Source organism: Pseudoflavitalea sp. G-6-1-2, from assembly GCF_012927185.1.
Lineage (GTDB): Bacteria > Bacteroidota > Bacteroidia > Chitinophagales > Chitinophagaceae > Pseudobacter.
The window spans coordinates 2,211,409-2,236,617 of the sequence record NZ_JABBGB010000001.1 but is presented as its reverse complement, the minus strand read 5'-3'; the positions used below and the strand labels follow the sequence as shown (position 1 = coordinate 2,236,617).

The window sequence follows — 25,209 nt, the reverse complement described above, 5'->3', positions numbered from 1 at the left end:
TCTTTAAAATGCAGATACCGTTCAGCAATCGCAGAACGGTATTGCAGTGTAGTTTATAATGAGCCTCTTACGAAGCGGCTTTTTGTTTCTTATCGTCTGCCGGTGGTTTTCCGTTTCCATTCAATTCATTTCTGAACACCACCACTCCATCGAACACATCTACCAGTACCGGATACGATTTATCTATATCTCCTGCGAGTATCTTGCGTGAGAGCGTATTCACTATCTCTTTCTGAATAAGCCTTTTCAGCGGTCTCGCACCGAACTGCGGATCAAATCCATTCTCGGCCAGGTAATCAACTGCATATTCACTGAATTGCAGATTGATGCCGTTCTGCGCAACCAGACTCTTCAGATTGTTCAGCTGAATATGTATGATGCCTTTGATCTCCTTCTTCAGCAGTGGCTGGAACATGATGATCTCATCTACCCTGTTCAGAAACTCCGGTCTGATGGTTTCGCGCAACAGGCCCATTACTTCACCCTTCGCTTTTTCGGTTGCTTCATCACGGTTGCGTTCGGTTACATTCTCGAATGCTTCCTGGATCAGGTGGCTTCCGATATTGCTGGTCATGATGATGATGGTGTTCTTGAAATTCACTACACGACCTTTGTTGTCGGTGAGTCTTCCATCGTCGAGCACCTGCAATAAGATATTCCATACATCAGGATGCGCTTTCTCGATCTCATCCAGCAGCACTACACTGTAAGGCTTGCGGCGCACGGCTTCTGTGAGTTGTCCACCTTCATCGTACCCTACATATCCCGGAGGCGCACCTACGAGGCGTGATACGGAATGTTTTTCCTGATACTCGCTCATGTCTATGCGCGTCATCATGCTTTCATCATCGAAGAGGAACTCTGCGAGCGCTTTCGCCAGCTCGGTTTTACCAACACCTGTTGTTCCGAGGAAAATGAATGATCCGATTGGTTTCTTCGGGTCCTGCAATCCTGCGCGGCTTCTGCGGATAGCATCGGCTACGGCTGTGATCGCTTCTTCCTGCCCAACTACACGCTGATGCAGGTGTTCTTCGAGTTGCAGCAGTTTTTCCTTATCGCTCTGCAACATGCGCGTTACAGGTATGCCGGTGGCTTTGGCTACTGTTTCTGCGATATCTTCTGCATCCACTTCTTCTTTCAGCATTCTTTTTTCGTTGATGCTTTGCAGCTCTTCGGAATACTGAACTATCACCTGCTCCTGCTCTTTTATTTTTCCGTAGCGGATCTCGGCCACTTTTCCGTAATCGCCATTTCTCTCTGCACGTTCTGCTTCCTGCTTCAGTTGCTCGATGCTAGCTTTCGCGTTCTGCACTTTCTCTACGATCTCTTTTTCTTCTTTCCACTTTGCGCGGAGCGTATCGCGTTCTACACTGAGATTGGCTATGTCGGTATTGAGTTCTTTCAGTTTCTCTTCGTCGTTTTCCCGCTTGATGGCTTCACGCTCTATCTCCAGCTGACGTATCTGACGTTCCATTCTGTCGAGTTCTTCGGGCATGCTGTTCATCTCAAGCCTAAGCTTGGCGGCGCTTTCGTCGACCAGATCGATAGCCTTATCGGGCAGAAAACGATCGGTGATATAACGATGCGATAATTCCACGGCAGCGATGATCGCTTCATCCTTGATTCTTACATGGTGATAGGTTTCGTACCTGTCTTTCAAACCACGAAGTATGGAGATGGTATCTTCTACAGTTGGTTCTTCGATCATCACTTTCTGGAAACGACGTTCCAGCGCTTTGTCTTTCTCGAAGAATTTCTGATACTCGTTGAGTGTGGTTGCACCGATTGCTCTGAGCTCGCCTCTTGCGAGTGCGGGCTTTAGTATGTTCGCAGCATCCATCGCTCCTTCTCCACCACCGGCGCCAACAAGCGTATGTATCTCGTCGATGAAGAGTATGATCTCACCATCGCTGCCGGTTACTTCTTTGATAACGCCTTTCAGTCTTTCTTCAAATTCTCCTTTGTATTTGGCTCCTGCAATCAGCAGGCCCATATCGAGTGCGTAGATGATCTTTGTTTTCAGGTTCTCCGGTACATCGCCATTGATGATGCGATGCGCCAATCCTTCCACGATGGCGGTTTTACCTACACCGGGTTCACCCACGAGTATCGGATTGTTCTTGCTTCGGCGACTGAGAATATGCAGGGTTCTGCGGATCTCTTCATCGCGGCCGATAACAGGATCGAGTTTACCCAGACGCGCGAGTTCGTTCAGGTTCTTCGCATACTTGTTGAGAGCGTTGAACTGTGTATCCTGTGTCTGACTTTTAATGGTATCGCCTTTGCGGAGATCCTTGATCGCTGCAACAAGCCCTTTCTCCGTGAGGCCTGCATCCTTCAGCAGATTCGCGGCAGTGTCCGATCCCTGCAATATGGCAAGCAGCAGGTGTTCTACACTCACAAATTCGTCGCCGAATTGTTTGAGTACCGATCCTGCACGCAGGATGGCGTTATTGGCGTCTCTGCCGATCATCTGTGCCGGCTGTGCGCCACCCACTGCTTTGGGTAACTTGTCAATGGCTTCATCCAGTTTTGTGCTGAGCAGATTGACGGTTACGTTATTCTTTTTGAGTAAGTATTCAACAGGCGAATCTTCCTGATCGAGCAGACTTCTGAGCAGGTGCTCGGTTTCAATATTTACATTGTTGTTATTGAAAGCCAGCTGCTGCGACTGTGCGATTGCCTCCTGTGCTTTGATTGTAAAATTGTTCAGATTCATTGTATTTCTCCTTTTGAGCCGCCAGGAACTAAGGCTTCCCGAACAGCGTAATTATTGCTGCAAAGGATACACCAGCCCGGTGAATCCCGCAGTTATGTCATTAAATATCAACAAAATCTGTCTCATCTTCAGTTTCAGCGCAGTTTGCCTGCAATTGTTGCAGGCCCGGAAAGTGGTTGCAAAGGGGAAGTGTCCGGTCGATGGCCGGACTATAAATATCCTGAATTTTTATAACATGGAGGAATGAGGATGCGGAAGGAATCAATGAGGTTCTTTCAGGTCTGTCAACCGCAGTTGAAACAGCCTGATCTCTTTTTCGTACAATGCTATGAGGTTATCTCCTGCAGCAGCCAATGATTTTGGCCGGATGATGCCGATTCGCGGCAGGTTGAAACTGCCCATGTATTTCCCATCCTTCAATCTGTACATATCGATGGGCACATTGGAGCGAAAATCTCCGTAAGATTGGTTATCGGATTTGAGTCCGGATACAACCCACAGCATATCGTTTCCGATGAAGCAATTTCTGTTTACCTGTATTCTGGGAGATACAGGCATGATGCGTTCTTCGCCGCCTATTTTCACTTCTTTTATTTCAATCTGCTGACTCGAAATAGTATCGATGGTGCGGGCAGTATAGATCAGATTGAAATTGGTATCCATACAATAAAACTGATTGCGATAATATTCGAGATAATAAATGCGGTTGGTAGCGGAATCATAATTCAGAAATCCATCGCGGTCGAAGCCGCCATCTTTCTGATCGGAGAAAAGAGATGTTTCGGCAATTACTCTACCGTTGATCGCATTTACTTTCTGAAAGGTTTGCTTCTCCAGTGATGTATCAACAGACCTGAGCACTACACTTTCCTGGGAGATCACTTCGGATCTTGTGAAAACATAAGGCAGCCTTGTTCCGGACAATTGATTCTTTCCGAGCATGCCTCTGTACACCCCCGGAACATTCTGAGCAAACAGCCACACATGCGGAGAATCGACAATGGTGGTTCTTACGCCGATATCATCTACCGGCATTTGCATGCCATAACTAATGGTATCCATTTCTTTCTTCGCGATATCGAGCGAAACGATCCATTGCGGATTGGGCACAGAAAAGTAAACATGGTTTTGAGTATACCCTGCGATATTCTCCAACGGAGCAGCAACGGGCACGCTGTAACTGGTGGACAGTACTCCAGGTTGCCAGTAACGCACAAAGCCATTGGGCCTTTCGTTTGGGATCGTAGAAAATCTGAACAATACGAAAAGCGAAAGCAGTATCAAAATTGTTCCACCTGTCAGCAACAGCATTGTTTTCTTTTGCATGAGCTTAATCGTTGAGTATACAGAAAATTGTTTTGCATGATAATACCCGCCGGAAAACCGGCAGGTATTTTTATCTGAACAGCGACTGTTAAATGCGATCAGATTTGCAATGAATTATTACTCTGATAGGGTATGGTCTGAAATCTACACCACCGGCAATTGTTCCGCATGGTGCAGGCGGATTGATGCGTTCAGCACAACAGAAAACCTGGCTTGCCTGATCGCACTGCCATGGCTGGGTGGCGAGTTGGCCGTTGCGGATACAGGCCATGCCTAAATCCATCTGGCAATTGATAGGTTCAGTGCCCGGTACCCATGGGTTTCTTACCGGAGCATTCACCGGAATGCCGGTTGGTATAAACAAACCACCGATACCTGGTGCCGTAGGGAAAATTTTCTCGAAATCAACTCCTGGTTTACATACATACACAGACACATCTTTCTTTTTGAAAAGATCGGCTTTGGTTGCAGCAGTGAGGCCAATGGCGAGCACGGCGATAACTGCCAGAAAACTAATTCTGAAACGTCTCATGGTTAATTTTTTAATGATTAGAAAATTATTGCAACAAACTCATCCCAACATCAGCCACGGGCTGCGATCCGCCCCTGCAGCAGCATACCAATGGCTGCCAGTACAGTAAAGCCGGCATTGAAATACAAATGATCTTTCCAATCCATCGCAGCGAGTATGCCTCCGCAGCTGCATGGCAGATCAGGAGCGTATGTCAGCATGAGCCAGATATATCCGGTAAACATCCCCATCAGTAAAAAAGACAGATACAATCCTATGTAGCGGGTTTTCTTTATCACCAGTAAAAGAGACAACAACATTTCTCCGGCCGGTAATGCGGCAGCAATAAAACCATTCAGTTCGCCGATAAAAGGCGATCTGCCCATCTGTGTTTTGAACTCATTGTAATCCCACATCTTATTCACGCCCGTATACAAAAACAATATTATCAGCAATGCACAGATCGCCTCCGTGATGGTCTCTTTCTTTGATAGAAAACGTGCCAGTTTATTCAGCCACTGTCTGCTCTTACTCACTACCCTTTTATGCAAAGGAATCCTTGCAGTGCCTGCAGGAGGCATCAGTACAGGTTCAACTGTCTTCATAACATGGTATCTTTTGGTGATCTACTGAGTGTAAGTTACGCTCACCTGCTTTTCTTTTTGGGAGCCTTTCTTTTTCATCCGGGAGTATCTTGCTCTGCGTTCCAATACCGTGGCGACACTTTGTACAATCGCTTGAATGCTGTGCTGAATGCGGCTTCGGAATATCCCACCATATTGGCTATCTGGGAAATGGAGAGATCCGATTCTTCCATCAGCAGTCTGGCTTTCTCCATCCGTTTTAGCCTCAGATAAAGAAACAGTCCCACTTTGTACTTTTTCTTGAATACTTTTTTGAGTTTGAATTCATTTACACCTACGTGTTTGCATACCTGCTCCTGAGTAGGTTTTCGTTGAAGATTGGCTGTCAGGAAAGCAGCAGCAGCTTCAGCTATAAGCTCTTCACTCCTAAGCCTTGATTGCAATGCTCTTTCGTTCATGTGTTAAGGGTTTTGAAAGTTGGCAATAGAAATAACCACCTGCATGCCTGTAGATGAACAGGTATGAAAGGGAGAGGGAGGAAAAGAAAGAATAGTGGTTTGGATTCCTGGTGCAGAGAGCAAATAAGTAGAAACTCTTACGCAACAACTCTTGCTAAATATACCACATTTAACAGGCAATTTCTTCGCTGCTGAAGGCTTCACACAAAATAAATATGTCAATTTTTTGTTACTACAGATCGTCCGACGGAGCAGCGCTCGCCGGAATCATTTATTTCTGATAACTTTAAACTTTGGTGCATATACCCTAATCCTGATAGTTATGTTCAAACTAATTCCCCGTTTCGGCGGCATGTTGTGTATGCTGCTTTTTATTCAACCTGCATTCTCTCAATCGGATACGGCTGCAATAGGTCCATTGCTGACTAAAAATCAGAAAGCATTCGGCCGCGCTGTTGCATTGGTATGGAAAGATGGAAAGATCATTTTCCAACGTGATGCGGGTGTAGAGTTCAACGGCAAAGTGCAGGCTCCCATCGCAGCTGCCAGTCAATGGTTAACCGCTGCAACTGTTATGAGTTTTGTAGATGAAGGAAAGCTCAAACTCGATGATCCTGTTGGCAAATACATTCCTGTTTTCAACTCTTACATGAAAAGCTATCTCACTATCAGGCAATGCCTGATGCACAGCACCGGTTTCGAGCGTGAGAAAGGATTAGCCAATAAACTGAGCTTTGGCCGCAAATACGAAACCCTCGAAGCTCAGGTGAATGCACTTGCTGCCAAAGAGATCTCCACCAATGCAGGAGAAGAATATTTCTTCGGTAATTATGGTCCGGCTATCGCAGCAAGAGTGATTGAAATCGTGGGTAAAAAACCATTCGAGCGCCTGGTGCAGGAACGTATTACCCGCCCCTGTAAGATGCGCGCCACCAATTTCAACAACAACGATGGCAAGAGCCCCAATCCCGGATTCGGCGCCGTTTCCACCGCAAACGACTACATCAATTTTCTGGTGATGCTGCTCAACGGCGGCACATTCGAAGGCAAAAAAGTTCTCAGTGCCGAGGCCATCAAAGAATTGCAGCGTGCACAACTTGGCAACACACCCGTGAAATACAATCCGGAGCAACTGGCAGGTTACGATATAGCGATGGGTAATTATGTGCAGGAACGCGATGCCGCAGGAAATGCACAGACCATTTGCAGCCCTTCACTTGGCGGCACCTGGCCATATGTTGATTTTTGCAGAAAGTATGCGGCCATCATTTTTGTGGAAGATGCCAAAGGAGAAGTGAAACGCGATGTAGCTGTTCAGTTTAAGGCAATCATCGATGCATGGTTGGGGAATTGCAAATAACTTATTGCATATAAAATGATAAAGCCGCTTCAATTGAAGCGGCTTTATTTTGTACAGCTACACCTTTCTATTTGTTGGGAAGTGATAGTACAAAAGCACGATCTTCGTCCCGCAACGGTTCATCCGATAAATGCCAGATAATCTGTTCCAGCTTTTGTCCAATTGGGCCATTTGCATCCAGTTTTTTGTTTTCGAGCAATGCACACAGTTTTCTAATTTCCTTGTCGCTCGAAACAGGACCGAAAACGTATTTATCATCCGGACCGGCACTTACCAGACTTGAATTCATACAGCAAAGCATGATGGGCACATAGAAATCCAATCCGGGTGGCAACTCTACCGTTTCTCCCTGAACCAGAATACCGTGCTGTGTCTTATGTTCCTGACTGATAAAGATCATTCCCGAAGGAAAACTCACGTGTATGATCTGCGTAGTTGTGTTACGAAGGCCAATGCAAAGGGGCACACCCAGTCCGCTGCCACGGGCATCTTTCATTGTTTTGTGATCGCAGAATTCTTTCAGAGCTTCATTATATCCTTTGATCTCGCCTATAAGTGAAACACCAGCCGGCAATTTGAACTGCTCTCCTTCCGGCATTTCTTCGGAAGTACCGAAGCCTTTTCGCGGATAAGTGGTATCGCCGTTATTGTCCCCATCATTCTTCTTGTTGTTTCCTTTTGAGCAGGATGCCACTGTCATCAACAGCAGCAACATCAAAACATACTGAACTTTCATCGGTGGTAATTTCAATGTAAGATGTTACAGTATGCCCATAAAAAAAGTTAACCTGCGCCGGAGCGCAGGTTTCACTTACTGATTTATTAAAGAGGGAATCTGAATCAGTTACCAGAATCTCACATAGAGTGCTGCAATAATGCCAAGTATCACCAGTATCATCGCCAGCATACCATTGGATACTTTGAACATGCTGCTATCATACTGCGTTGCTTTCGGATTGTTCCTGCTTTTTGGATCGAGCACAGAAAGGGTTACCATCAGTGCCACACAGATGGCGAATACCCATCCCATGCTGGTGAGGAACGGAATTTCGTACAATCCGTTATCCGGGTTGATATACGCAGTATACAACAATGTCTCATGGCCAAACCACTGAGGGAAATAACTATTGAAGAGTACTGAAAGAATAAAGCCTCCAACAATACCTGCCACTGCTGCCAGTGATGTGGTGCGCTTCCAGAAGAAGCCAAGCAGAAATACTGCAAAGATACCCGGAGATACAAAGCCAGTGTATTTCTGAATGAAGGTGAAGCCGCCTTCGCCGCCAATGTTCAGCCAGTCGTTCCATGTGAAGAGAATGGCAATGATCATCGCAAGCAGTACGGTGAGCCTTCCAGTCCATACCAGTTTCTTTTCTGATGCTTCTTTGCTTACGTATTTTTTGTAGATGTCGAGTGTGAAGATGGTAGAGATACTGTTTGCCTTACCTGCGAGTGACGCCACAATTGCTGCTGTGAGTGCAGCCATGCTCAATCCACGCAAACCTTCAGGCAGGAATGCCAGTACTGTTGAGTAAGCTCTGTCTGCATTCACCTTTCCTCCCACTTCCATCGCAGCCTGCACATCATTGTGTCCGCCTTTGTACAACACAAATGCAGCGATACCCGGAAGTACCACAATAATCGGCATCATAATTTTGAGGAAGGCTGCAAACAGAATTCCTTTTCTTGCCGTTGGGAGATCGGCGCCCAGTGCACGTTGCGTGATATACTGGTTACATCCCCAATAGTTGAGGTTGGCAATCCACTGACCAGCCAGCAACATCGCAACTCCCGGAAGACTGAGATAGTTCTTCACTTCTGCTTCCGTTGAATTGGTAGTAGGCTTGTCGAATATCATATCGAAATGCTCAGGCGCTTTCTTGAAAAGCTGATCGATACCCGCAATGAAATCTTTTCCATAACCGAAATGTTCACTCACTTTGGTAAGCGCCAGATAAGTGGCTGCGAGACCACCGATCACGAGGAAGATCACCTGAATTACATCGGTATAACCGATCACTTTCATACCACCCAATGTGATCACCAGCGCAAAAATGGCCAGCAATATCATAATCAGGTGAAAGTATTGTGTACCTGCGAGGTTGCTGATTGCTACCGATCCCAGATAAAGAATGGATGTAAGATTTACGAATACATACAGGAACAACCAGAAGATGGCCATCAGCAGCGCCACTTTCTCATTGTACCGTTGCTTCAGAAACTGAGGCATGGTGAAGATCCGGTTCTTCAGATAGATCGGCATAAAGAATACCGCCACAATGATCAGCGAAATCGCCGCCAGCCACTCGTAGGCCGAGATGGCCAACCCCATGGAGAAGCCACTTCCGCTCATGCCCACAAATTGCTCAGCAGAGATATTGCTCGCAATCATCGATGCACCGATTGCCCACCAGGTGAGCGAACCTTCTGCAAGGAAAAAACTTTGGGTGTCTGTTTCTTTGGATTGACGCTTTTTATAGATCCAGTAACCATAACCGGCTACTATGAAGAAGTAGATCAGAAATACTAAGTAATCGCCGTAGCCCAGTGAATTGTTCATATAAGCAATCGTTTAGGGAGAAGCATCTAAAGTAGGCATTTTTGCATGATTTGTGCAAACGATTACATAAAAATATTTTCAGTCTGGTTGGCCATTGAGTAAGCCCGGTGGTCATCTTTTCAAAAGCTTGTACCTTGCAGGTTCTTCCACGCATGAGCCCTGTAGAGAAAAATACCTTCCTCATTAAGTCTGCCGCTACCCGGCTGGGATTCAGCTATTGCGGCATCGCTCAGGCCGTTCCCCTTACCGACGATGCCCGCCGCCTCGAAGCCTGGCTCAACAAAGGCATGAATGGCGCCATGAAATACATGGAAAACCATTTCGAGCTGAGGATCGATCCCGGCAAACTGGTTCCCGGCGCCCGCTCCGTTATCACGCTGCTGATGAATTACTTCCCCGAACAGCAGCAGGCAACCGATGCTCCCAAAGTGAGCAAGTATGCATTTGGAAATGATTATCACGAAGTGATCCGCACCAAACTCCATCAGTTGCTGGCCGTGATGAACGAAGAGATCGGCGCTGTTACCGGAAGAGGGTTCGTAGACTCCGCCCCCGTGATGGAACGCAGCTGGGCACAGCGTAGCGGACTCGGCTGGATCGGAAAGAATGGCAACCTCATCAACAAACAACAAGGCAGTTTCTTTTTCATTGCCACGCTGATTGTTGATGTACCATTGCTCTACGACGATCCTATTGCAAAAGATTACTGCGGCACCTGCCGCAAATGCATCGACGCCTGTCCTACACAGGCCATCGGTGCCAATAAAGTGGTGGATGGAAGCAAATGCATCTCCTACTTCACCATCGAACTGAAGGATCTGCTGATACCAGACGAAATGAAAGGGAAGTTCGACAACTGGATGTTCGGCTGCGATACCTGCCAGGACGTATGCCCATGGAACCGCTTCTCCGTTTCCACCAGCGAGCCCGAATTCAAGCCCATCAAGGCTTTGCTCGAGTTCAACATCAAAGACTGGGAATCTCTCACCGAAGATGCTTTCAAAAGCATTTTCCGCCACTCACCATTGAAGCGGGCAAAATTCGCAGGCATTCACCGCAACCTCCGCTTCATTCAGCAGTGATTATTTTTTCAGGAACATCTTAGCGCTCAATCCGAACGACCAGATATGTTGTCCGTTAGAGACTTTGGTAGACAGCAGATTGGTGAGTTGATATTTCGCTGTTGGACCAATCCACAGCGGATGTTTGCTGTTGTTGAAGAGGGCGAAGCTCACGCCCACATTCATTCCAAACTGCGTTTTGTTGAAGTAAGATTTATCCTCGTAGTAGAAATCGTTGGTACCGTCGTAATGCAGCGCATTCGTAGAAAGCAGCTGTGATACGGTGAATCCGGCATCTACAAGAATCGGAAGTATTTCGCCATCATTCACCCTCCAGTGCATTTTCACCGGCAATTCCAGGAAATGATATTTGTTGGTGTACTTTTTAGTTTCTGTCGGAGGAGGTATGCCATACATCGGTACGAAGGAATTGGCCATAAAGTTATTCCTTCCCTGATAGTACTGATTCACATGCTTATCCTGCTGATCTGCACTGCGAACATTGGCCGGCGAATTTACCAGTGTGCCTACTTCCATCTTTGTGCTGTAATAGCCATATTCCAGTCCGGCTGAAAAGCTGATACGCTCGCTTACTTTTCGCTGAACAAATCCGCCAACAGTATACGAAAATCCCATGCTGATCTCGGAAGGCTTATTGTAGGTGGCAGCACCGTTGTTGAAGCCCACTGCTCCGCTTACTCCTGTTGTTGGACTGTTCTGTGCAAGGTTCTCAGGTTCTTTATTCTTCTTGTTGAAGATATCGAAGGGATCACCTTTGGAGATATGCGATCCGCCCCCCGATGCCACTACTCCGTAACTCCACTTGCTGGTCTTCTTCAGTTTTTCTTCTTCGAGATTGTTGAGCATTGCCAGACGCTGATGTCTGGGGATGGATTTGAATAATCTTTTATCGAACACCGGATTCAATGTACCTGGCAATTCGTTGTTCAGAGAAGTGAGACGGTGATACCCGGGAGTGCTGTATGCAAGATCGTGTTCTCTTTGATCTGCTTCTGTTGAAACCTGCTGCTGGCCGGAGTTGTAAACAGTGGTGGTGTTACCGGCAGGAGCAATATTTTTATCGTTTGCAGTTGGTTTGGCGGATGAGCGTTCTAACTGAACAAGACTTGCCTTATTCAATGTTGGGCGGTCTTTTGAAGATGTTTTGCCAGCCTTCAGGCTAAATGGCTGATTGTTGCCGTCATAGGCAGGCGAAACTGTTGGCGCTTTTGCAATAACATCCTGTTGTCTGGTTCCGGAATTTTTATTGCTGTTCTTTTCAGTTTTGCCGGTAACAATTTTGTTTTCGGCTGATATACCTGCGGGCAGGTTTTTATTTACAGTGGTAACCGAAGCATCAGGAGTATTGCTTTCTTTTTTCGCGATGCCGGGGTCAGCAGGTTGTTGTGCCGCATCTTTCGGAGAAACGATTGCAGGTTGTTCGGAAGAAACAGCAGGGGCAGCAGGTGGAGTGCTGCCAGGCTGATCTGCTGCATGTAATGTCGATGGAGAAGCATCCGTATTTGCAACTGCAGGAGCTGCTGAATTATCTCCGGAATTTTTTTCGGTTGTATTGGAGGGTTGTACCGGTGTTGCAGGATATGCAGCAGTATTACCCTCATTCGGTGAAACAGATTGTTGAAGCGTAGAGTTATTGTCAGAGGCAGTGATTTGTTTTTCGGAAGTTTGATGGGTATAGAAAAAGTATCCGCCGGCGCCAAGCATCAGCACCATGGCCGGCAACCAGAGCAATATTCTCCGGCGTCGCCTCTCCATTCGGATCCGCTTATCCACTTTAGTCCATACCGCCTCCGATGGTCGCAGCTTCAGCTGCTCCATTGTCGACTGCACCTGTTTTTCAAAATCATGGGCGGACATACGATTCAGTTTTTGTTGCTTCCATGTTGTTTTTTTTGAGCCATGTTATCAGCAATGCACGGGCACGCGCATATTGCGATCTGGAGGTCCCTTCATTTATTCCGAGGATCTTCCCGATCTCAACATGCGAAAACCCTTCCACTGCATGCATATTGAATATTGTCTGATAACCGGTGGGTAATTGACGGATCAGTTCAGCCAGGTCTTTTGCATTCAGAGATACTTCAGGGTTATCATCTGAAACGGGATGCAATCCCGGATCGGTGTAAGACAGATCCTGCTGATAGCGGCTGTTCTTCTTCAGAAAATTGAGGGCGGTATTCACCATGATGCGGCGGATCCATCCTCCCAATTCCCCTTCTGATTTAAACTGACCCAGATGGGTAAATACCTTTATAAATCCTTCCTGTAGCACATCCTCGGCATCGGCCATGGATTTGGTATAGCGATAGCATACCCCCAACATACCCTCGGCAAAATGCTCATAGAGTTGTCGCTGGGCATCAGGGCGGCCCTTCAAACATTCTTTTACCAGCCTGCTATAGTCCATCTTCTTAGTATAACGCTTGACACTAAACAGGGTTGCGCCGTTGCATTCACTTTCTTTTTTCCTCCGTGCCCCAGTCCCTTACCTTTGGATCATGAACACGGAATCACTGATTACCAGAGACAAAAAAGTGATATGGCATCCTTTTACACCGCAAAAGTATATGCCGGAACCCATTCCAATTGTTAAAGCTGAAGCCACCTGCCTGTTCGATGCCGCCGGCCGCCGGTATATCGATGCCATCAGCAGCTGGTGGGTCACCCTGCATGGACATGCCCATCCGTACATTGCACAGAAAATATTCGAACAGGCGAGCACCCTCGAACAGGTGATCTTTGCCGGATTCACGCATGAGCCCGCCGTTCGGCTGGCCGAAAGGATCCTCGAAATACTCCCCGCCCCCATGAGCAGGGTGTTCTACTCCGACAATGGCTCCACTTCCACCGAAGTTGCCATCAAAATGTCTGTTCAGTACTGGTGGAACCGCAACGAACCCAAACGCAATAAGATACTCGCTTTCAATAACTCATACCATGGCGACACCTTCGGCGCCATGAGCGTGAGCGACCGCAGCGTTTTCACCATGGCCTTCCATGAAAAACTCTTTGAAGTGATTTTCATCGATGCCCCCGAATCAGCCGCTGTCAATTATGATATTCCCTGGGACGAGATCGCCTGTTTCATCTACGAGCCGCTGGTTCAGGGTGCAGGTGGTATGAAGATGTACGTTGCCGCCGGCCTCGATAACCTCATCGCCCAATGCCGCCAACACCAGATCATCTGCATTGCCGACGAAGTGATGACGGGTTTCGGAAGAACCGGAAAACTCTTCGCATCCGCTTACATGAGCCATCAGCCAGATATCATCTGTCTCAGCAAAGGCCTCACCGGCGGAACCATGCCCCTCTCTATCACCGCCTGCAACCAAAAGATCTACGAAGCATTTGTACACGACGACCTGCTGAAAACATTCTTCCACGGACATAGCTATACCGCCAACCCTATCACCTGCGCTGCCGCACTCGCCAGCCTCGACCTGTTGCTTACACCAGAATGCAATAAGCAAATGCAGCGCATTCAGCAACAGCATCAGCAATTCAGATCGGAGTTGCAGCAGACGAAACTACCCGTGAGAAATATCCGGGTGCTGGGCACCATCATTGCATTTGAAATAGATAAGGGGAAAGATGAATACCTCAACAATATCAGTACCGTAGTTACCAGAATGGTGATGGAACGCGGCGTATACCTCAGGCCGTTAGGCAACACGCTGTACCTGATGCCGCCCTACTGCATCACGGAAGAAGAGTTGAAAGATGTATACAAAGTGATCCTGGAAATACTGCCTGAGTTCGCTTGACCGTAACCGGAAATTGAACTATTTTGTTCGACGAAGCTATTCAGCAACACAAAACCTATTCAATGAGATCGATTCTACCCATTGTGCTACTGATATGCATTGCGGCCTGTACTGAAAAGCAGAAAGCCAAACCTGCCAATGCCAAAATCCCAATGGTGCTCGAAGGCAAGCATGTGGATGTAACCAGCCTCTCCAAAAAAAGAGCGGATCTTTTTGAAAATCTCTACGAGGAACTGCTGAGCAAATCGCAGGAACTCCAAATCCTCGACGCCAATATCAAAGCCCTCGGTCAGCTTCAATCGCAGGCTGCGGACAGCTTTGCTCAATACGACAGCAGAAACCGCGCTTATTACAAATTTGCGGAAGGCGCCAATGGCACAGTATCTGATTCAGCCATCAAAAGAAAGATCAGGACAATTCTTCAAAGCAGCCTGAAAGAATACAATGCATCTGTGGCATCGCACCGGGAACTCGATAGCCTCATCAACAGAAAGAACACCACGGTACATGATATGTATGTGTTGCTGAAAGTAGTGAAAACACTTCCTTCGATGGAATTCTATCAGAAAGAAAGATTACCGGGAACAGGAGAAAAAGAATCGCTGAAAGCGAGGATGGATAGTTTGTTGCAGCAGCTCGATACAATGACGGTTATTCCAAAACCATAATGCATAAAAAAGGCCGCTCTCACGAACGGCCTTTCAATTTTTTCAGTCGCTTTTACTTCACTTCAAACGGCACTGCCACATCTCCCCACAACAACTGCACTTTGCCATCTTTTCCGATAACGAAGGTCATGCGTTCGCTGGCTGTTGCTGCCTTTACCGGTTTTACTTTCAAACGCAGCACATCATCTGCATCTTTGTATTCATAAGCGCCCCACTGCTTCCAGGTTTTGTTGAAAATCAGTACCCACTCTGCCTTTCCGGGAATAGTGAAGAAGCCGTACTTGCCTGCAGCAAGGGCTTTGCCATTCACTTTCACATCTTTGCTTACTTCAAACGTAGTGGCTTCATTGGCACCGGTGCGCCATACCTGATCAAAAGGAGCTACTTCATTTCCAATGGTACGGCCTTTCAGGGCTGGCTGGCTGTAATTGATTGTTACAACGGTTCCGCCTACAGTTTCAGACACATTTGCCGGTGGGCTGGCAGGTTTTTCCTGTGCAAACACACCCAGCACACCCAGCAACATAGAGGATAAGAACAATAATTTTTTCATGACGAAAGTATTTTTTTGCTGGATGAATGTACTGAACTCAGGGCTGCTTTTCGAGTATCTTTTTAAGGTTGCCCAGAGATTTTTCCATGGGCGGGCCTAATTGCTTATCAAAAATAATGCTGCCGATTTTCTCCCAGGGATACCAGCGCAGTTTGAAATCGAAATACCACTGCACTACGGTTACCCCACTCATGGTCATGGTTGCAAAACCGGAATGGATATCTCTCCCGCCAGTTTGATGCCAGTCGGTTATCACACTGTCTTTGCTTGCTCTCAGCAACTCCACTTTCACCTGATCGGATGAGAAATCGTTCTCGCCATATGCCACATTGGTGTATTGGGCATTGTTCATCATTTCGTTCCAGTTCTTCCAGGTACGGAGATCGCGGATCTGTGCCATCACAGAATCGGCAGGTGCATCGATATTGATAGCGCGGCTCACGCGCACCTGCGAAGGGATCAGCAGGCTCAACAGAAAAATAACTCCGAAGATCACTACGGCACTGATCAGTGCCAGCTTAACAATACGCATAAATAGAAAAAGATTATTGGATTACTCCCACTTGAATGTTTTCACTGCAAGGCCATACGCAATTACGCACCATCCAAGCAAAATGGCTATCTCTGTTCCTACATTCCAGATATGCATGCCTTCAAAAGAAACTTTGCGCAATGCATCGTTCATGGCAGTAAGCGGCAGAAATTTAATGATCGGCTGCATAGCTGCGGGCAGTTGGGATTTGGGGAAGAAAGTACCCGACAAAAAATATTGCGGGAACATAAACAGGTTCGCATATACGGGGATCACATTCTGGTTTTTAGCCAGTCCGCTGATGGCATAACCGAAGCCCATGAACACCAGCGAGCCTACCAGACAGAGGAACAGCAACTCAAAGAAAGTAGCAGCTCCATGCGCCAGTGTAAAATGATAGAAGAAATAACCGAAGCCGATAAGCACGATTGCTGTGGTAAGCAAAAAGGTTACGCGCGCGATGCTCTCACCCAGAACAATATAGAATCGTTTGATAGGTGTTGAGTAAAGCCGTTTCAGCACCAGTGTTTCGCGGAAAGTGAAGAATACGAATGCCACACCAAATACTGCAGAGCCCATCAGTGAGAAACCGATCATGCCTGGCAGAAAGAAATCGATCATTTTGTATGGACGCCCCGGCAGCTGTTCCGAACTCACGCTTGCATAGGTATGTTCAGCAGGAGTTATCTCATTATTGATCTCACCGATGATCTGTTTCAATATCGTTTCCAGCAGCGGCAGCTCTTTCATGCCTGCTGAAGTTGTTTTCAGATGCACATCGTAATTCACCTTACTGCCGGCAGTATTCTTTTTGATCTCTACCAGTGCAGTGATGCGGCCTTTCATCAGATCATCCAGCAGCTCAGCTTCGGTTCCGTCTTCCACATTAAGTACGGGAACATTTTTGATGGTCTGGTAAACGCTGTTGCTCGTATCGGTTCCTTTAACGAAAGCAATGTCTACACTGGCGCCACCGCCTCTTCCACCAAGTGCTCCGAAAATGGAGATCAGTACAATCGGGAAGAACAATCCGAAGAAAACGGCCTGGGGGCTTTTGAAGATGGCTTTCGCGCTGGCTTTTGTGATGGCCAGCATCGCGCGTATCTGGTTATATGGTTGCGGCATAGAGCAGCAAAACTACACGGTTTCAGCTGAAAAAGAAATGCGGAGTTTGCGCAAAGCATCCCGGCTTATGTTAACGACTGGTTAGTTGATGCAGCAGCAAATAGCAGCTAATACAGGTTAACTCAGAAAAAATATGTTCGGAGCGAAGTATCAGGTTACTGTAGAATGATGCAAAAAGCGGGGAACACTGAATATTTTCCGGATTGAAAATCTGAGCTCTCAGGGCTGCAAAAACCGGTATGTGCTTGCCGGGTACCTGCTCCGGAATGGCTCCGTACTGGCTCGTTAATGGCACCATACTGGCTGGCTTCCCCCTGAAATACCCTGAAAAAGCGCTGAAGATAGGCTGAAGATAGGCTGAAACACCTACAGGCAACGCCACAAAAAAAAGACGCCCCGGAGGCGTCCTTTCACTGAATTTATTGATGAGTGCCCTTATTCAAATACTATCTCAAACGGCATTCTCGCCTGCATCACACCCGTCATAGATTTTACGCGTTTGATGGTTTGATAGGTGCGGAAACCGTCTTCGCCGAGTTCCTTGCGGAGCGCAGCCTGCGGCGCTGCATCTTTCGATCCAAGCAGAATATCCATCCAGCTGCGTTTGTCGGGGAACTCGCGCAAACGATAATTGGTGAGTTTGGCCATTCGCGCTGCACAATCGATGGCATCATCGAGACTGCCGATGCGATCCACCAGTTTCAGTTCGAGGGCTTTGCTGCCGATCCATACACGTCCCTGGCCAATGCTGTCCACATAGTTGATATCGAGCTTGCGGCCTTCGGCTACACGGGTCTTGAAATCGAAGTAGGTACTGTCCACCCCATTTTGAAGGTAACGTTTCTGCGCTTCGGTGAGTGGTTTGGTAACAGTGAGCGCATCTGCATCGGGCGATGTTTTCACGCCGTCGAATGTCATGCCCAGTTTATTGTTGAAGAACTTCTGCATATTGGGCAGCATGGTAAATACACCGATGCTTCCTGTGATGGTATTGTGCTCAGCAAAGATGCTGTCTGCATTGCAGGCCAGATAGTATCCGCCTGATGCTGCTACATCGCCAAAGCTTACGATCACGGGCTTCTCTGCTTTTGCAAGCGTGAGTTCGCGCCAGATCACTTCGCTGGCCAGTGCACTTCCTCCACCGGAGTTGATGCGGAATACAATTGCCTTGATATTTTTATCCAGTCTCGCTTTGCGCACGAGGGCACGATAGCTTTCGCTGCCGATCATATCACGCTCCCCTTTTCCGTCGATGATGTCTCCCTGTGCAAAGATCACTGCGATCTTATCTTTTCCGTCGCGTTTGATCTCAACCGCTTTCATGTATTTGGCGGCAGTGATGTAATTGAGTCCGTCGTATTTTCCAATGCCGACCAGTTTTTTGATTTCGTCCTTTACTTCGTCGTCGTATTTCAATCCGTCTACCAATCCGTAACGGTAAGCGTCGCTGGCAGAACGGATGAGGCTTTCATTCGCGTAGCGGTGCAGTGTTGCTGTATCGAGCTTTCTGGCTTCTGCTGTTTGCAGCAGCATATGTCCGTACAGCGAATTGATCAGCTCCGATGTTTGCTGACGGTTAGCATCCGTCATCTGTGTTTCGCGGAATGGCTCCGTAGCGCTTTTGAATTTTCCTGCGTAAAATATCTGCGGCTCTATTTCGAGTTTCTGCAAAGTGCCTTTCAGAAAAGCGAGCTGCACTGCATATCCTCTCCAGTCTACACCACCTTTGGGATTGCAGTAGATCTTGCTGGCAATATTGGCTACGCGATAACCGCTTTGTGAGATCACATCGCCGTAGGCAATCACAAACTTGTTGCTGGTTTTAAAATCGGCCAGCGCATTGCGGATAGATTCTCCTGAAGCAAATCCGTTGGCATTGCTTCCGCAACGGAGATAAATGCCTTTCACAGCTGAATCTGATTTCGCATGTCGGATGATACGGATAAGATCATAGAGTGCAGGTTTGTCGCTGTTCTCTCCGCCACCGATCTGTGCAAGTGGATTCTCTTCTGCGATCTCCTGATAATAATCTTCCAGATCAACCACCAGCACTGCTCTTGCTCCCACCGTTGGCTTATCTGAACTTGCGAGGCCGCCCACGATGCCCATCAGAATAAAAAATCCTATCAGGGAAAAGATCACCAGTGCAAGCAGGGTCGCCAGAAATATCTTGAAAAAGCTCTTCATTTACAATTGAGTTTTAAACAAAATTCTTTGATATTTGAACTTTGAGCAAGTGCAATATATGAATAAAGTGTATTTACTGATAGGCGGCAACATGGGCAACAGGGAAGAACAACTGAAACATGCCATTGAGCTGATTCATAATGGGATCGGAAATGTAGCTAAAGTGTCTTCACTGTACGAAACAGCTGCCTGGGGCAAAACCGATCAGCCTGCCTTTCTCAATCAGGCACTGCTGGTGAATACACATTTGCAGCCATTGGATCTGCTGCAGCACACCCTCGCTATCGAACAGGAGATGGGAAGAAAACGCATGGAGAAGAACGGACCGCGCACCATCGATATCGATATCATGTTTTACAATCATGCTGTTATTGATGAACCATCATTGACAGTTCCGCATCCTGCCATGGCGCAACGCAGATTTGTGCTGGAGCCGCTGGCCGAACTGGCACCGGATTTCCAGCATCCCGTTCATCATAAATCCATCACACAATTGCTGGATGAATGCACTGATCCGTTACCGGTTAAACGATTAAAATAGTTCATGAATTATCATTTCATTACCATCGAAGGCAATATCGGCGCAGGAAAAACTACCCTGGCCCATCTGCTTGCCAAGAAATTCGAAGCAAGGCTGATACTGGAAGAATTCGCCGACAATCCCTTCCTGAGCAAATTCTACGAAAACCCGCAGCAATACGCGTTTCCGCTGGAACTGTTCTTCATGGCGGAGCGATACAAGCAACTGAAAGAACTGGTACAGAGCAGGGATCTTTTTCAAACCATCACTATCAGCGATTACCTCTTCACCAAATGTCTGCTCTTCGCTAAAGTGAATCTGCCCGAAGAAGAATTCAGGTTGTATCAAAAGTTGTTTGAAATTATTCACCAGCAGATTGTTCAGCCCGACATACTTATTTATCTGCATGCGCCTGTACAACGCCTGCAATCGAATATCCGCAGACGCAACCGATCATACGAACAGCATATCCCTGATGAATACCTCTTCAGCATTCAGGAAACCTATACGCAGTACATCAAGCAGCACAATATGAAAACCATTTTTGTGGATGCCAGCAATGCCGATTTTCTCGGCAATGAAAAGCATTTGCAGGTGATCATCGATGCCCTCGGAAAAGATTATGGTCCCGGTCAGCACTTTTTTACTTTGCCATAAAATATTCGCTGTAGTATTTTTGGGGTATGGAAAATGATGACCTTAGACCCGAAAGTCCATTTGCCGTACTCAAACTGAAAGAGTTCAGGCTGTACATCATCCAACGTCTTTTCTTCACCATGGCCATGCGAATGATTGCCACGGTTGTGTTCTGGCAGATGTATGTTATCACAAAGAATCCGCTGGCAGTTGCGTTCATAGGTTTATCAGAAGCAGTTCCTGCAATCTTATTGTCGCTTTACTCAGGGCATGTGGTGGATAAGACAGATAACCGCAAGCTGATGTTCATCACCACACTGATGTATGTATTCTTTGCACTGGTGCTGCTGGTGATCTCATTGCCTTCGGTAGAACATGCTGTGGGCAAGCATTTCATGCAATACGCCATTTACTTCACCATATTCGGTACGGGTGTGGTGCGTGCCTTTCTCGGCCCTGTTACCAATGCCATACTTGCGCAACTGGTTCCGAAGCCATTGCTGCCGATTGCAGTTACCTGGAGATCGGGGGTATGGCTGGGCGCATCCGTGATCGGCCACGCATCGGCAGGTTTTCTCATCGCTTATGCTGGATTGACGGTAACTTTCACAGTGATCATCACTTTAATTCTCATTGCGTCGGTGGCGGCATTTCTGATAAAACCCAAACCGATCCAGAATAAACGAACCGACCAGAAAACCTGGGACAGTGTGAAAGAAGGATTGTCGTACGTTCTCAAAACAAAAGAACTGCTCAGCGCCATGACGCTCGATCTCTTCGCTGTTCTGTTCGGAGGAACCGTGGCCATGATCCCCTTCTTCGCAGGAGAGATACTCAAGGTGGGCGCTATCGGGTTCGGATGGCTGAATGCCGCTACAGATATAGGATCTATTGTAATCATCATATTCCTTACACTGTTTCCGCTGAAGAAAAAACAGGGACTGTTACTGCTCTACGTAGTGGCAGGATACGGCATCTGCATAATCACATTCGGATTGAGTACCATCTACTGGCTGAGCTTCGTTGCATTGCTGGTAAGTGGATTGCTCGATGGCATCAGCGTAGTGATCCGCGGAACCATTCTGCAACTGAAAACACCCGATGAAATGCGTGGACGTGTATCGGCCATCAACAGCATGTTCATCAACTCCGCCAATGAGATCGGCGGTTTCGAAAGCGGTGTGGCTGCAAAGCTGATGGGCGTAGTGCCCTCTGTTATTTTTGGAGGAAGCATGACGTTGCTGGTGGTGATCGGCAGCTGGTTCAAAGCGCCGAGCCTGCGCAAGTTCGAATATTAAGTTCCTGCGGCAAGCAGTTTCTCCATTACAACAAACACAGCCGGACAAAACTCGGAGTTCTTCAATGTAAGCTGCGGGCGTTTCAATATCACATCTTCATCGGTGTAAGGGAAACGCTGGCAGTCCGAAGGTCTGTCGTCGTAAATGCTGCAGAAATTATCTGCACCTAAAAACGGACAGGGAGTAGTCTTCACCACATAATCTCCTTCGGTATCGAGATTGAGATAGGTATCTATGAACGCACTTTCTTTCATGCGCATCAGTTTGCTGATGCGTTTTATATCGGGCGTTTTAAATCTTGGAGAATAGTTTTTGCAGCAGGCGGCGCACTGCAGACAATCGATCTGACTGAAAGCTTCTTCGTGCAGATTGGGCAATTGTTTCAGCACTTTGTTCTTATCTGCCGCTTTCAGAAAATGTTTGTACTGTTTCTGATGCTCGGCAGAACGACGCTTCCACTGCATCTTGTCGAGTGTTTCTATTGTAAATCCGTTGCTGAAAAGGGGTTTAGCCACCTGAAAATCAATTAAAAATTGGTTAATTGAACTGCGTGCTGCAAAATTACAGACAAAATATCCATAACATGGTATTTAATTTGAATATCACGTGCTATGAATACGCTGCACCAGCAATTCGTTACGCTGATAAGTACGCCGCTCTATGTGATCATCATCGGCATAGAATTGCTGCTGAGCACCCTGCATCATACGCGAAGCTATACCTGGCGCGATACATTCCATAATTTTTCGCTGAGCATTTTAGGAGGATTTACCGATCTGCTGATGCGAGCCGTATCGCTTGCAGTGCTGAGTTTTTGTTTTTCGTTATCGGTATGGAGTCCGGCACAAACATGGTGGTACTGGCTCATACTCATTTTCGCAGTTGACTTTCTGCATTACTGGTTGCACCGGCTCAGCCATTCCAGCCGCTTCTTCTGGGCGGTTCATGTAAACCATCATTCATCCGAACATTTCAATTTCACTACAGGTTTCAGAGCAGCGGTGCTGGAGCCTGTGTATCGCTTTCTGTTCTTTACCCCGCTTGCGTTTGCGGGTTTTCAACCAATAGACATTCTGCTGGTTTATTCCTGCCTCGAAATATGGGCCATCTGCACACACACCGAAAAAATAAACCACCTTGGCTGGCTCGAAAATTTTTTGGTGACGCCTTCGCATCATCGGGTGCATCATGGCTCCAACGATAAGTATCTCGATAAAAACATGGCCAGCGTATTCATCATCTGGGATAAATTCTTCGGATCTTTTCAAAAAGAATTGCCGGCAGAACAATATGAACCCATTCGCTATGGCCTCACCAAACCACTGAACAACCGAAGCATTCCATCGCTTGTATTCCACGAATGGCGCGGCATCTGGAAGGATATCAAAAGAAAGGACATCAATTGGAAGCAAAAAATTCAATATATGTTCCGCGCTCCCGGATGGTCTCACGATAAGAAAGATGTAATAAAAAAGTATTAAGATGTAGTTAACGCATTGGCATGTATCCGCAAGCGCATTACTTTTGCCCGCAGTGGAAGCTATCAGAGAACAAATATTGATTCTGCTCAGTACTCCGGTTTACATGATCATTATCCTCGCAGAGGTACTGCTGAGCAATTACAGACACAAGAAGGCCTATACCTGGAAAGACACCGGCGTGAACCTTTATCTCATGCTCATGAACGGAGCGCTCGATCTGCTGTTCCGTGGCGTTTACCTCGTTGTGCTCGATTATTTCTATCGTCATCACATTTTCAACTTCGACCATGTGATCGTATACTGGTTTATGTTAGTGCTGCTGGAAGATTTCCTGTACTACTGGCTTCACCGTTTCGATCACGAAGTACGGTTGTTCTGGGCTGTGCACGTTACCCATCACTCTTCCGATCTGTTCAACTTTACTGTTGGATTCAGAAGCTCGGTGTTTCAGCCGCTGTATCGTTTCCTCTATTTCATTCCCCTTGCCATGATGGGCTTCTCGCCGCTGGATATCATTTTCGTGTATTCAGCCACGCAGATCTGGGGCATTTTTGTGCATACGGAGTTCATCAATAAGATGGGCTGGCTCGAACATATTCTGGTTACGCCTTCGCACCACAGAGTGCATCACGCCAGCAATCCCAAATACCTCGATAAGAACATGGGCATGTTCCTGATCATCTGGGACAAGATCTTCGGAACCTTCCAGCCGGAGCTGCCAAAGGAAGAATACCAACCTATCAAATACGGACTTACGAGTCCTCTCCAGAAAGAAACACCGGTTACCATTGTTTTTCACGAATGGACCAGCATCTGGAAAGATATCAGACGCACCGACATTTCGTGGAAAGACAAATGGAATTATCTCTTCGGTCCTCCCGGATGGAGCCACGACGGCAGCCGCATGACCAGCGATGAAATGCGTGCCGACGAAGACGCCCAACACGGCAATACCAGCATTTTGCAGGAAGAAAGGGTACAGACGAAATAATCCGCCCTGCGCTAGTGTTTGCCTGCCATCCAGGTGAACAGTTTCCAGAAACGCAGATCGCCCATAATGTACATCATTACTCCAAGCAAGGAAAGGCAGGCCCAGAGCCCTGTGGCGAAAGTAGCCACCAGAAAAGCTTTTATGCGATTCCACCAACCCCGCAGCTGCATAAATCCGCTGAGGCCCCAGCTCAGATAGATGGCATGGATGAGCATGCCGGAACCCAGCAGCATCACATGATGCTGAGGAGTGGTCATGGTGCGGTCCAGCGGAACCACCAGTATCGCAAATAATAAATTATTGTAAGATGTAAACAGCAGGTTACCTGTAAGATGCTCTGCATAATTGAATCCCCGTCTTCTGTAGAACAGCCAGGTGAGAAGGCTGAGGAACGGAACGGCGACCATCCCCACCACATTCGAATAGTGGCTCATGAAATGACTGGCCTTCTGAGACCGGATCACTATCCCCGAATAACTGTCCTTTGCCTCCTGAGTTGGAAGCTGGGCCAGCACCCGCGGATCGGGCTGCGCCGGAATATCGGATTTCAGGAACATCGTATTGGAGAACACGAACAGACCCATTACCAGCAGAAAGAAGGTGAAGGGATTGAAATATTTCTTTCTTTTTCCTCCTACATACTCTCTGGCAACGGTGCCGGGACGGAGGGTCAGCTCCTTCAGCAGGAACAAAATGCCCTTGTCGGCATGGGTGAATGCGTGGAAGAATTCATGGAGCACATGGCCGAAAGTGATGCGGTGAACCGGATTTTTCTGGCCGCAATTTGAGCAGAAATGCTGTACGGACGCGAGTTCTGCGTTGCAATTGAGGCAGTTAGCTTGGTGCATGCTGGT

24 protein-coding genes are annotated in these 25,209 nt (G+C 47.2%); 9 read left to right on the top strand and 15 right to left on the bottom strand.

The annotated features are described in order from the left end of the window. Window positions 1-67: 67 nt before the first annotated feature. The 5 genes from clpB to HHL16_RS09355 all read right to left on the bottom strand — a co-directional run bounded on the left by clpB (window position 68) and on the right by HHL16_RS09355 (window position 5,598). A complete protein-coding gene (gene clpB / locus HHL16_RS09375; RefSeq protein WP_169424856.1) occupies window positions 68-2,719 on the bottom strand; it encodes an ATP-dependent chaperone ClpB in 2,652 nt (883 codons plus the stop codon). A gap of 261 nt (window positions 2,720-2,980) precedes the next feature. Beyond that, window positions 2,981-4,045: a hypothetical protein gene (locus HHL16_RS09370; RefSeq protein WP_169424855.1), complete on the bottom strand. Its 1,065-nt coding sequence runs from the start codon at window positions 4,043-4,045 to the stop codon at window positions 2,981-2,983. Window positions 4,046-4,133: 88 nt separating this feature from the next. Next, on the bottom strand, window positions 4,134-4,577 hold the full coding sequence (locus HHL16_RS09365) for a hypothetical protein (protein WP_169424854.1): 444 nt from the start codon (window positions 4,575-4,577) through the stop codon (window positions 4,134-4,136). A gap of 50 nt (window positions 4,578-4,627) precedes the next feature. After that, window positions 4,628-5,161, bottom strand: coding sequence for a MauE/DoxX family redox-associated membrane protein (locus HHL16_RS09360; RefSeq protein WP_206022312.1), 534 nt, complete (start codon window positions 5,159-5,161; stop codon window positions 4,628-4,630). 74 nt (window positions 5,162-5,235) lie between these two features. Further along, window positions 5,236-5,598: a helix-turn-helix domain-containing protein gene (locus HHL16_RS09355; RefSeq protein ID WP_169424853.1), complete on the bottom strand. Its 363-nt coding sequence runs from the start codon at window positions 5,596-5,598 to the stop codon at window positions 5,236-5,238. Between the two features lie 322 nt (window positions 5,599-5,920). On the opposite strand from HHL16_RS09355, the gene HHL16_RS09350 reads away from it, so the two are divergent. Then, on the top strand, window positions 5,921-6,958 hold the full coding sequence (locus HHL16_RS09350) for a serine hydrolase domain-containing protein (RefSeq protein ID WP_169424852.1): 1,038 nt from the start codon (window positions 5,921-5,923) through the stop codon (window positions 6,956-6,958). Window positions 6,959-7,025: 67 nt separating this feature from the next. Here HHL16_RS09350 and HHL16_RS09345 read toward each other — a convergent pair whose 3' ends face one another. Beyond that, the gene (locus tag HHL16_RS09345; protein ID WP_169424851.1) at window positions 7,026-7,694 is read right to left on the bottom strand and encodes a hypothetical protein; all 669 of its coding nucleotides are present in this window, start codon (window positions 7,692-7,694) and stop codon (window positions 7,026-7,028) included. Window positions 7,695-7,802: 108 nt separating this feature from the next. Next, entirely contained in the window at window positions 7,803-9,518 is a 1,716-nt protein-coding gene (locus HHL16_RS09340) for a sodium/sugar symporter (protein ID WP_169424850.1), read from the bottom strand. Between the two features lie 134 nt (window positions 9,519-9,652). Here HHL16_RS09340 and queG point away from each other — a divergent pair, with 134 nt between their 5' ends. Continuing rightward, on the top strand, window positions 9,653-10,600 hold the full coding sequence (queG, locus tag HHL16_RS09335) for a tRNA epoxyqueuosine(34) reductase QueG (RefSeq protein WP_240965951.1): 948 nt from the start codon (window positions 9,653-9,655) through the stop codon (window positions 10,598-10,600). On the opposite strand, the gene HHL16_RS09330 is transcribed toward queG, so the two are convergent. Beyond that, entirely contained in the window at window positions 10,601-12,457 is a 1,857-nt protein-coding gene (locus tag HHL16_RS09330) for an outer membrane beta-barrel protein (RefSeq protein ID WP_169424849.1), read from the bottom strand. Continuing rightward, window positions 12,444-13,007 (bottom strand): RNA polymerase sigma factor, encoded by a 564-nt coding sequence (locus tag HHL16_RS09325; RefSeq protein ID WP_169424848.1) that lies wholly within the window; start codon window positions 13,005-13,007, stop codon window positions 12,444-12,446. Before HHL16_RS09325 ends, HHL16_RS09330 begins: the two co-directional genes overlap by 14 nt. A 91-nt stretch (window positions 13,008-13,098) precedes the next feature. On the opposite strand from HHL16_RS09325, the gene bioA reads away from it, so the two are divergent. Continuing rightward, on the top strand, window positions 13,099-14,364 hold the full coding sequence (gene bioA / locus HHL16_RS09320; protein ID WP_169424847.1) for an adenosylmethionine--8-amino-7-oxononanoate transaminase: 1,266 nt from the start codon (window positions 13,099-13,101) through the stop codon (window positions 14,362-14,364). Between the two features lie 62 nt (window positions 14,365-14,426). Then, the gene (locus HHL16_RS09315; protein ID WP_169424846.1) at window positions 14,427-15,032 is read left to right on the top strand and encodes a hypothetical protein; all 606 of its coding nucleotides are present in this window, start codon (window positions 14,427-14,429) and stop codon (window positions 15,030-15,032) included. Between the two features lie 52 nt (window positions 15,033-15,084). Here HHL16_RS09315 and HHL16_RS09310 read toward each other — a convergent pair whose 3' ends face one another. The 4 genes from HHL16_RS09310 to sppA form a co-directional block, all read right to left on the bottom strand. Further along, window positions 15,085-15,585: a DUF2911 domain-containing protein gene (locus HHL16_RS09310; RefSeq protein ID WP_169424845.1), complete on the bottom strand. Its 501-nt coding sequence runs from the start codon at window positions 15,583-15,585 to the stop codon at window positions 15,085-15,087. Between the two features lie 37 nt (window positions 15,586-15,622). After that, on the bottom strand, window positions 15,623-16,117 hold the full coding sequence (locus HHL16_RS09305) for an SRPBCC family protein (protein ID WP_169424844.1): 495 nt from the start codon (window positions 16,115-16,117) through the stop codon (window positions 15,623-15,625). Window positions 16,118-16,138: 21 nt separating this feature from the next. Beyond that, window positions 16,139-17,242, bottom strand: a complete 1,104-nt coding sequence (locus tag HHL16_RS09300) for an ABC transporter permease (protein WP_169424843.1) — start codon at window positions 17,240-17,242, stop codon at window positions 16,139-16,141. Window positions 17,243-17,677: 435 nt separating this feature from the next. Then, entirely contained in the window at window positions 17,678-19,429 is a 1,752-nt protein-coding gene (sppA, locus tag HHL16_RS09295) for a signal peptide peptidase SppA (protein ID WP_169424842.1), read from the bottom strand. A 58-nt stretch (window positions 19,430-19,487) separates the two neighbouring features. Between sppA and folK the strand changes: the two genes are divergently transcribed. Genes folK through HHL16_RS09280 form a run of 3 tightly spaced genes read left to right on the top strand, consistent with a single transcriptional unit; the run spans window position 19,488 to window position 21,883 of the window. Then, complete coding sequence (gene folK, locus HHL16_RS09290; RefSeq protein WP_169424841.1) at window positions 19,488-19,970, top strand: 2-amino-4-hydroxy-6-hydroxymethyldihydropteridine diphosphokinase; 483 nt, start codon at window positions 19,488-19,490, stop codon at window positions 19,968-19,970. A 3-nt stretch (window positions 19,971-19,973) separates the two neighbouring features. Continuing rightward, the gene (locus tag HHL16_RS09285) at window positions 19,974-20,606 is read left to right on the top strand and encodes a deoxynucleoside kinase (RefSeq protein ID WP_169424840.1); all 633 of its coding nucleotides are present in this window, start codon (window positions 19,974-19,976) and stop codon (window positions 20,604-20,606) included. 26 nt (window positions 20,607-20,632) lie between these two features. Then, window positions 20,633-21,883, top strand: a complete 1,251-nt coding sequence (locus tag HHL16_RS09280) for an MFS transporter (protein ID WP_169424839.1) — start codon at window positions 20,633-20,635, stop codon at window positions 21,881-21,883. Here the strand turns inward: HHL16_RS09280 and HHL16_RS09275 are convergent. Further along, a complete protein-coding gene (locus tag HHL16_RS09275; protein ID WP_346766829.1) occupies window positions 21,880-22,398 on the bottom strand; it encodes a YkgJ family cysteine cluster protein in 519 nt (172 codons plus the stop codon). The genes HHL16_RS09280 and HHL16_RS09275 overlap by 4 nt on opposite strands. 96 nt (window positions 22,399-22,494) lie before the next feature. Here HHL16_RS09275 and HHL16_RS09270 point away from each other — a divergent pair, with 96 nt between their 5' ends. Together HHL16_RS09270 and HHL16_RS09265 are read left to right on the top strand one after the other, a co-directional pair. Continuing rightward, window positions 22,495-23,364 carry a sterol desaturase family protein gene (locus tag HHL16_RS09270; RefSeq protein ID WP_169424838.1) on the top strand — a complete coding sequence of 290 codons (870 nt, stop codon included), beginning with the start codon at window positions 22,495-22,497 and terminating at the stop codon, window positions 23,362-23,364. Window positions 23,365-23,467: 103 nt separating this feature from the next. Further along, window positions 23,468-24,355 carry a sterol desaturase family protein gene (locus tag HHL16_RS09265; protein WP_206022311.1) on the top strand — a complete coding sequence of 296 codons (888 nt, stop codon included), beginning with the start codon at window positions 23,468-23,470 and terminating at the stop codon, window positions 24,353-24,355. Window positions 24,356-24,366: 11 nt separating this feature from the next. Here HHL16_RS09265 and HHL16_RS09260 read toward each other — a convergent pair whose 3' ends face one another. Then, window positions 24,367-25,203 carry a DUF3667 domain-containing protein gene (locus HHL16_RS09260; protein ID WP_169424836.1) on the bottom strand — a complete coding sequence of 279 codons (837 nt, stop codon included), beginning with the start codon at window positions 25,201-25,203 and terminating at the stop codon, window positions 24,367-24,369. Between the last annotated feature and the right edge of the window lie 6 nt (window positions 25,204-25,209).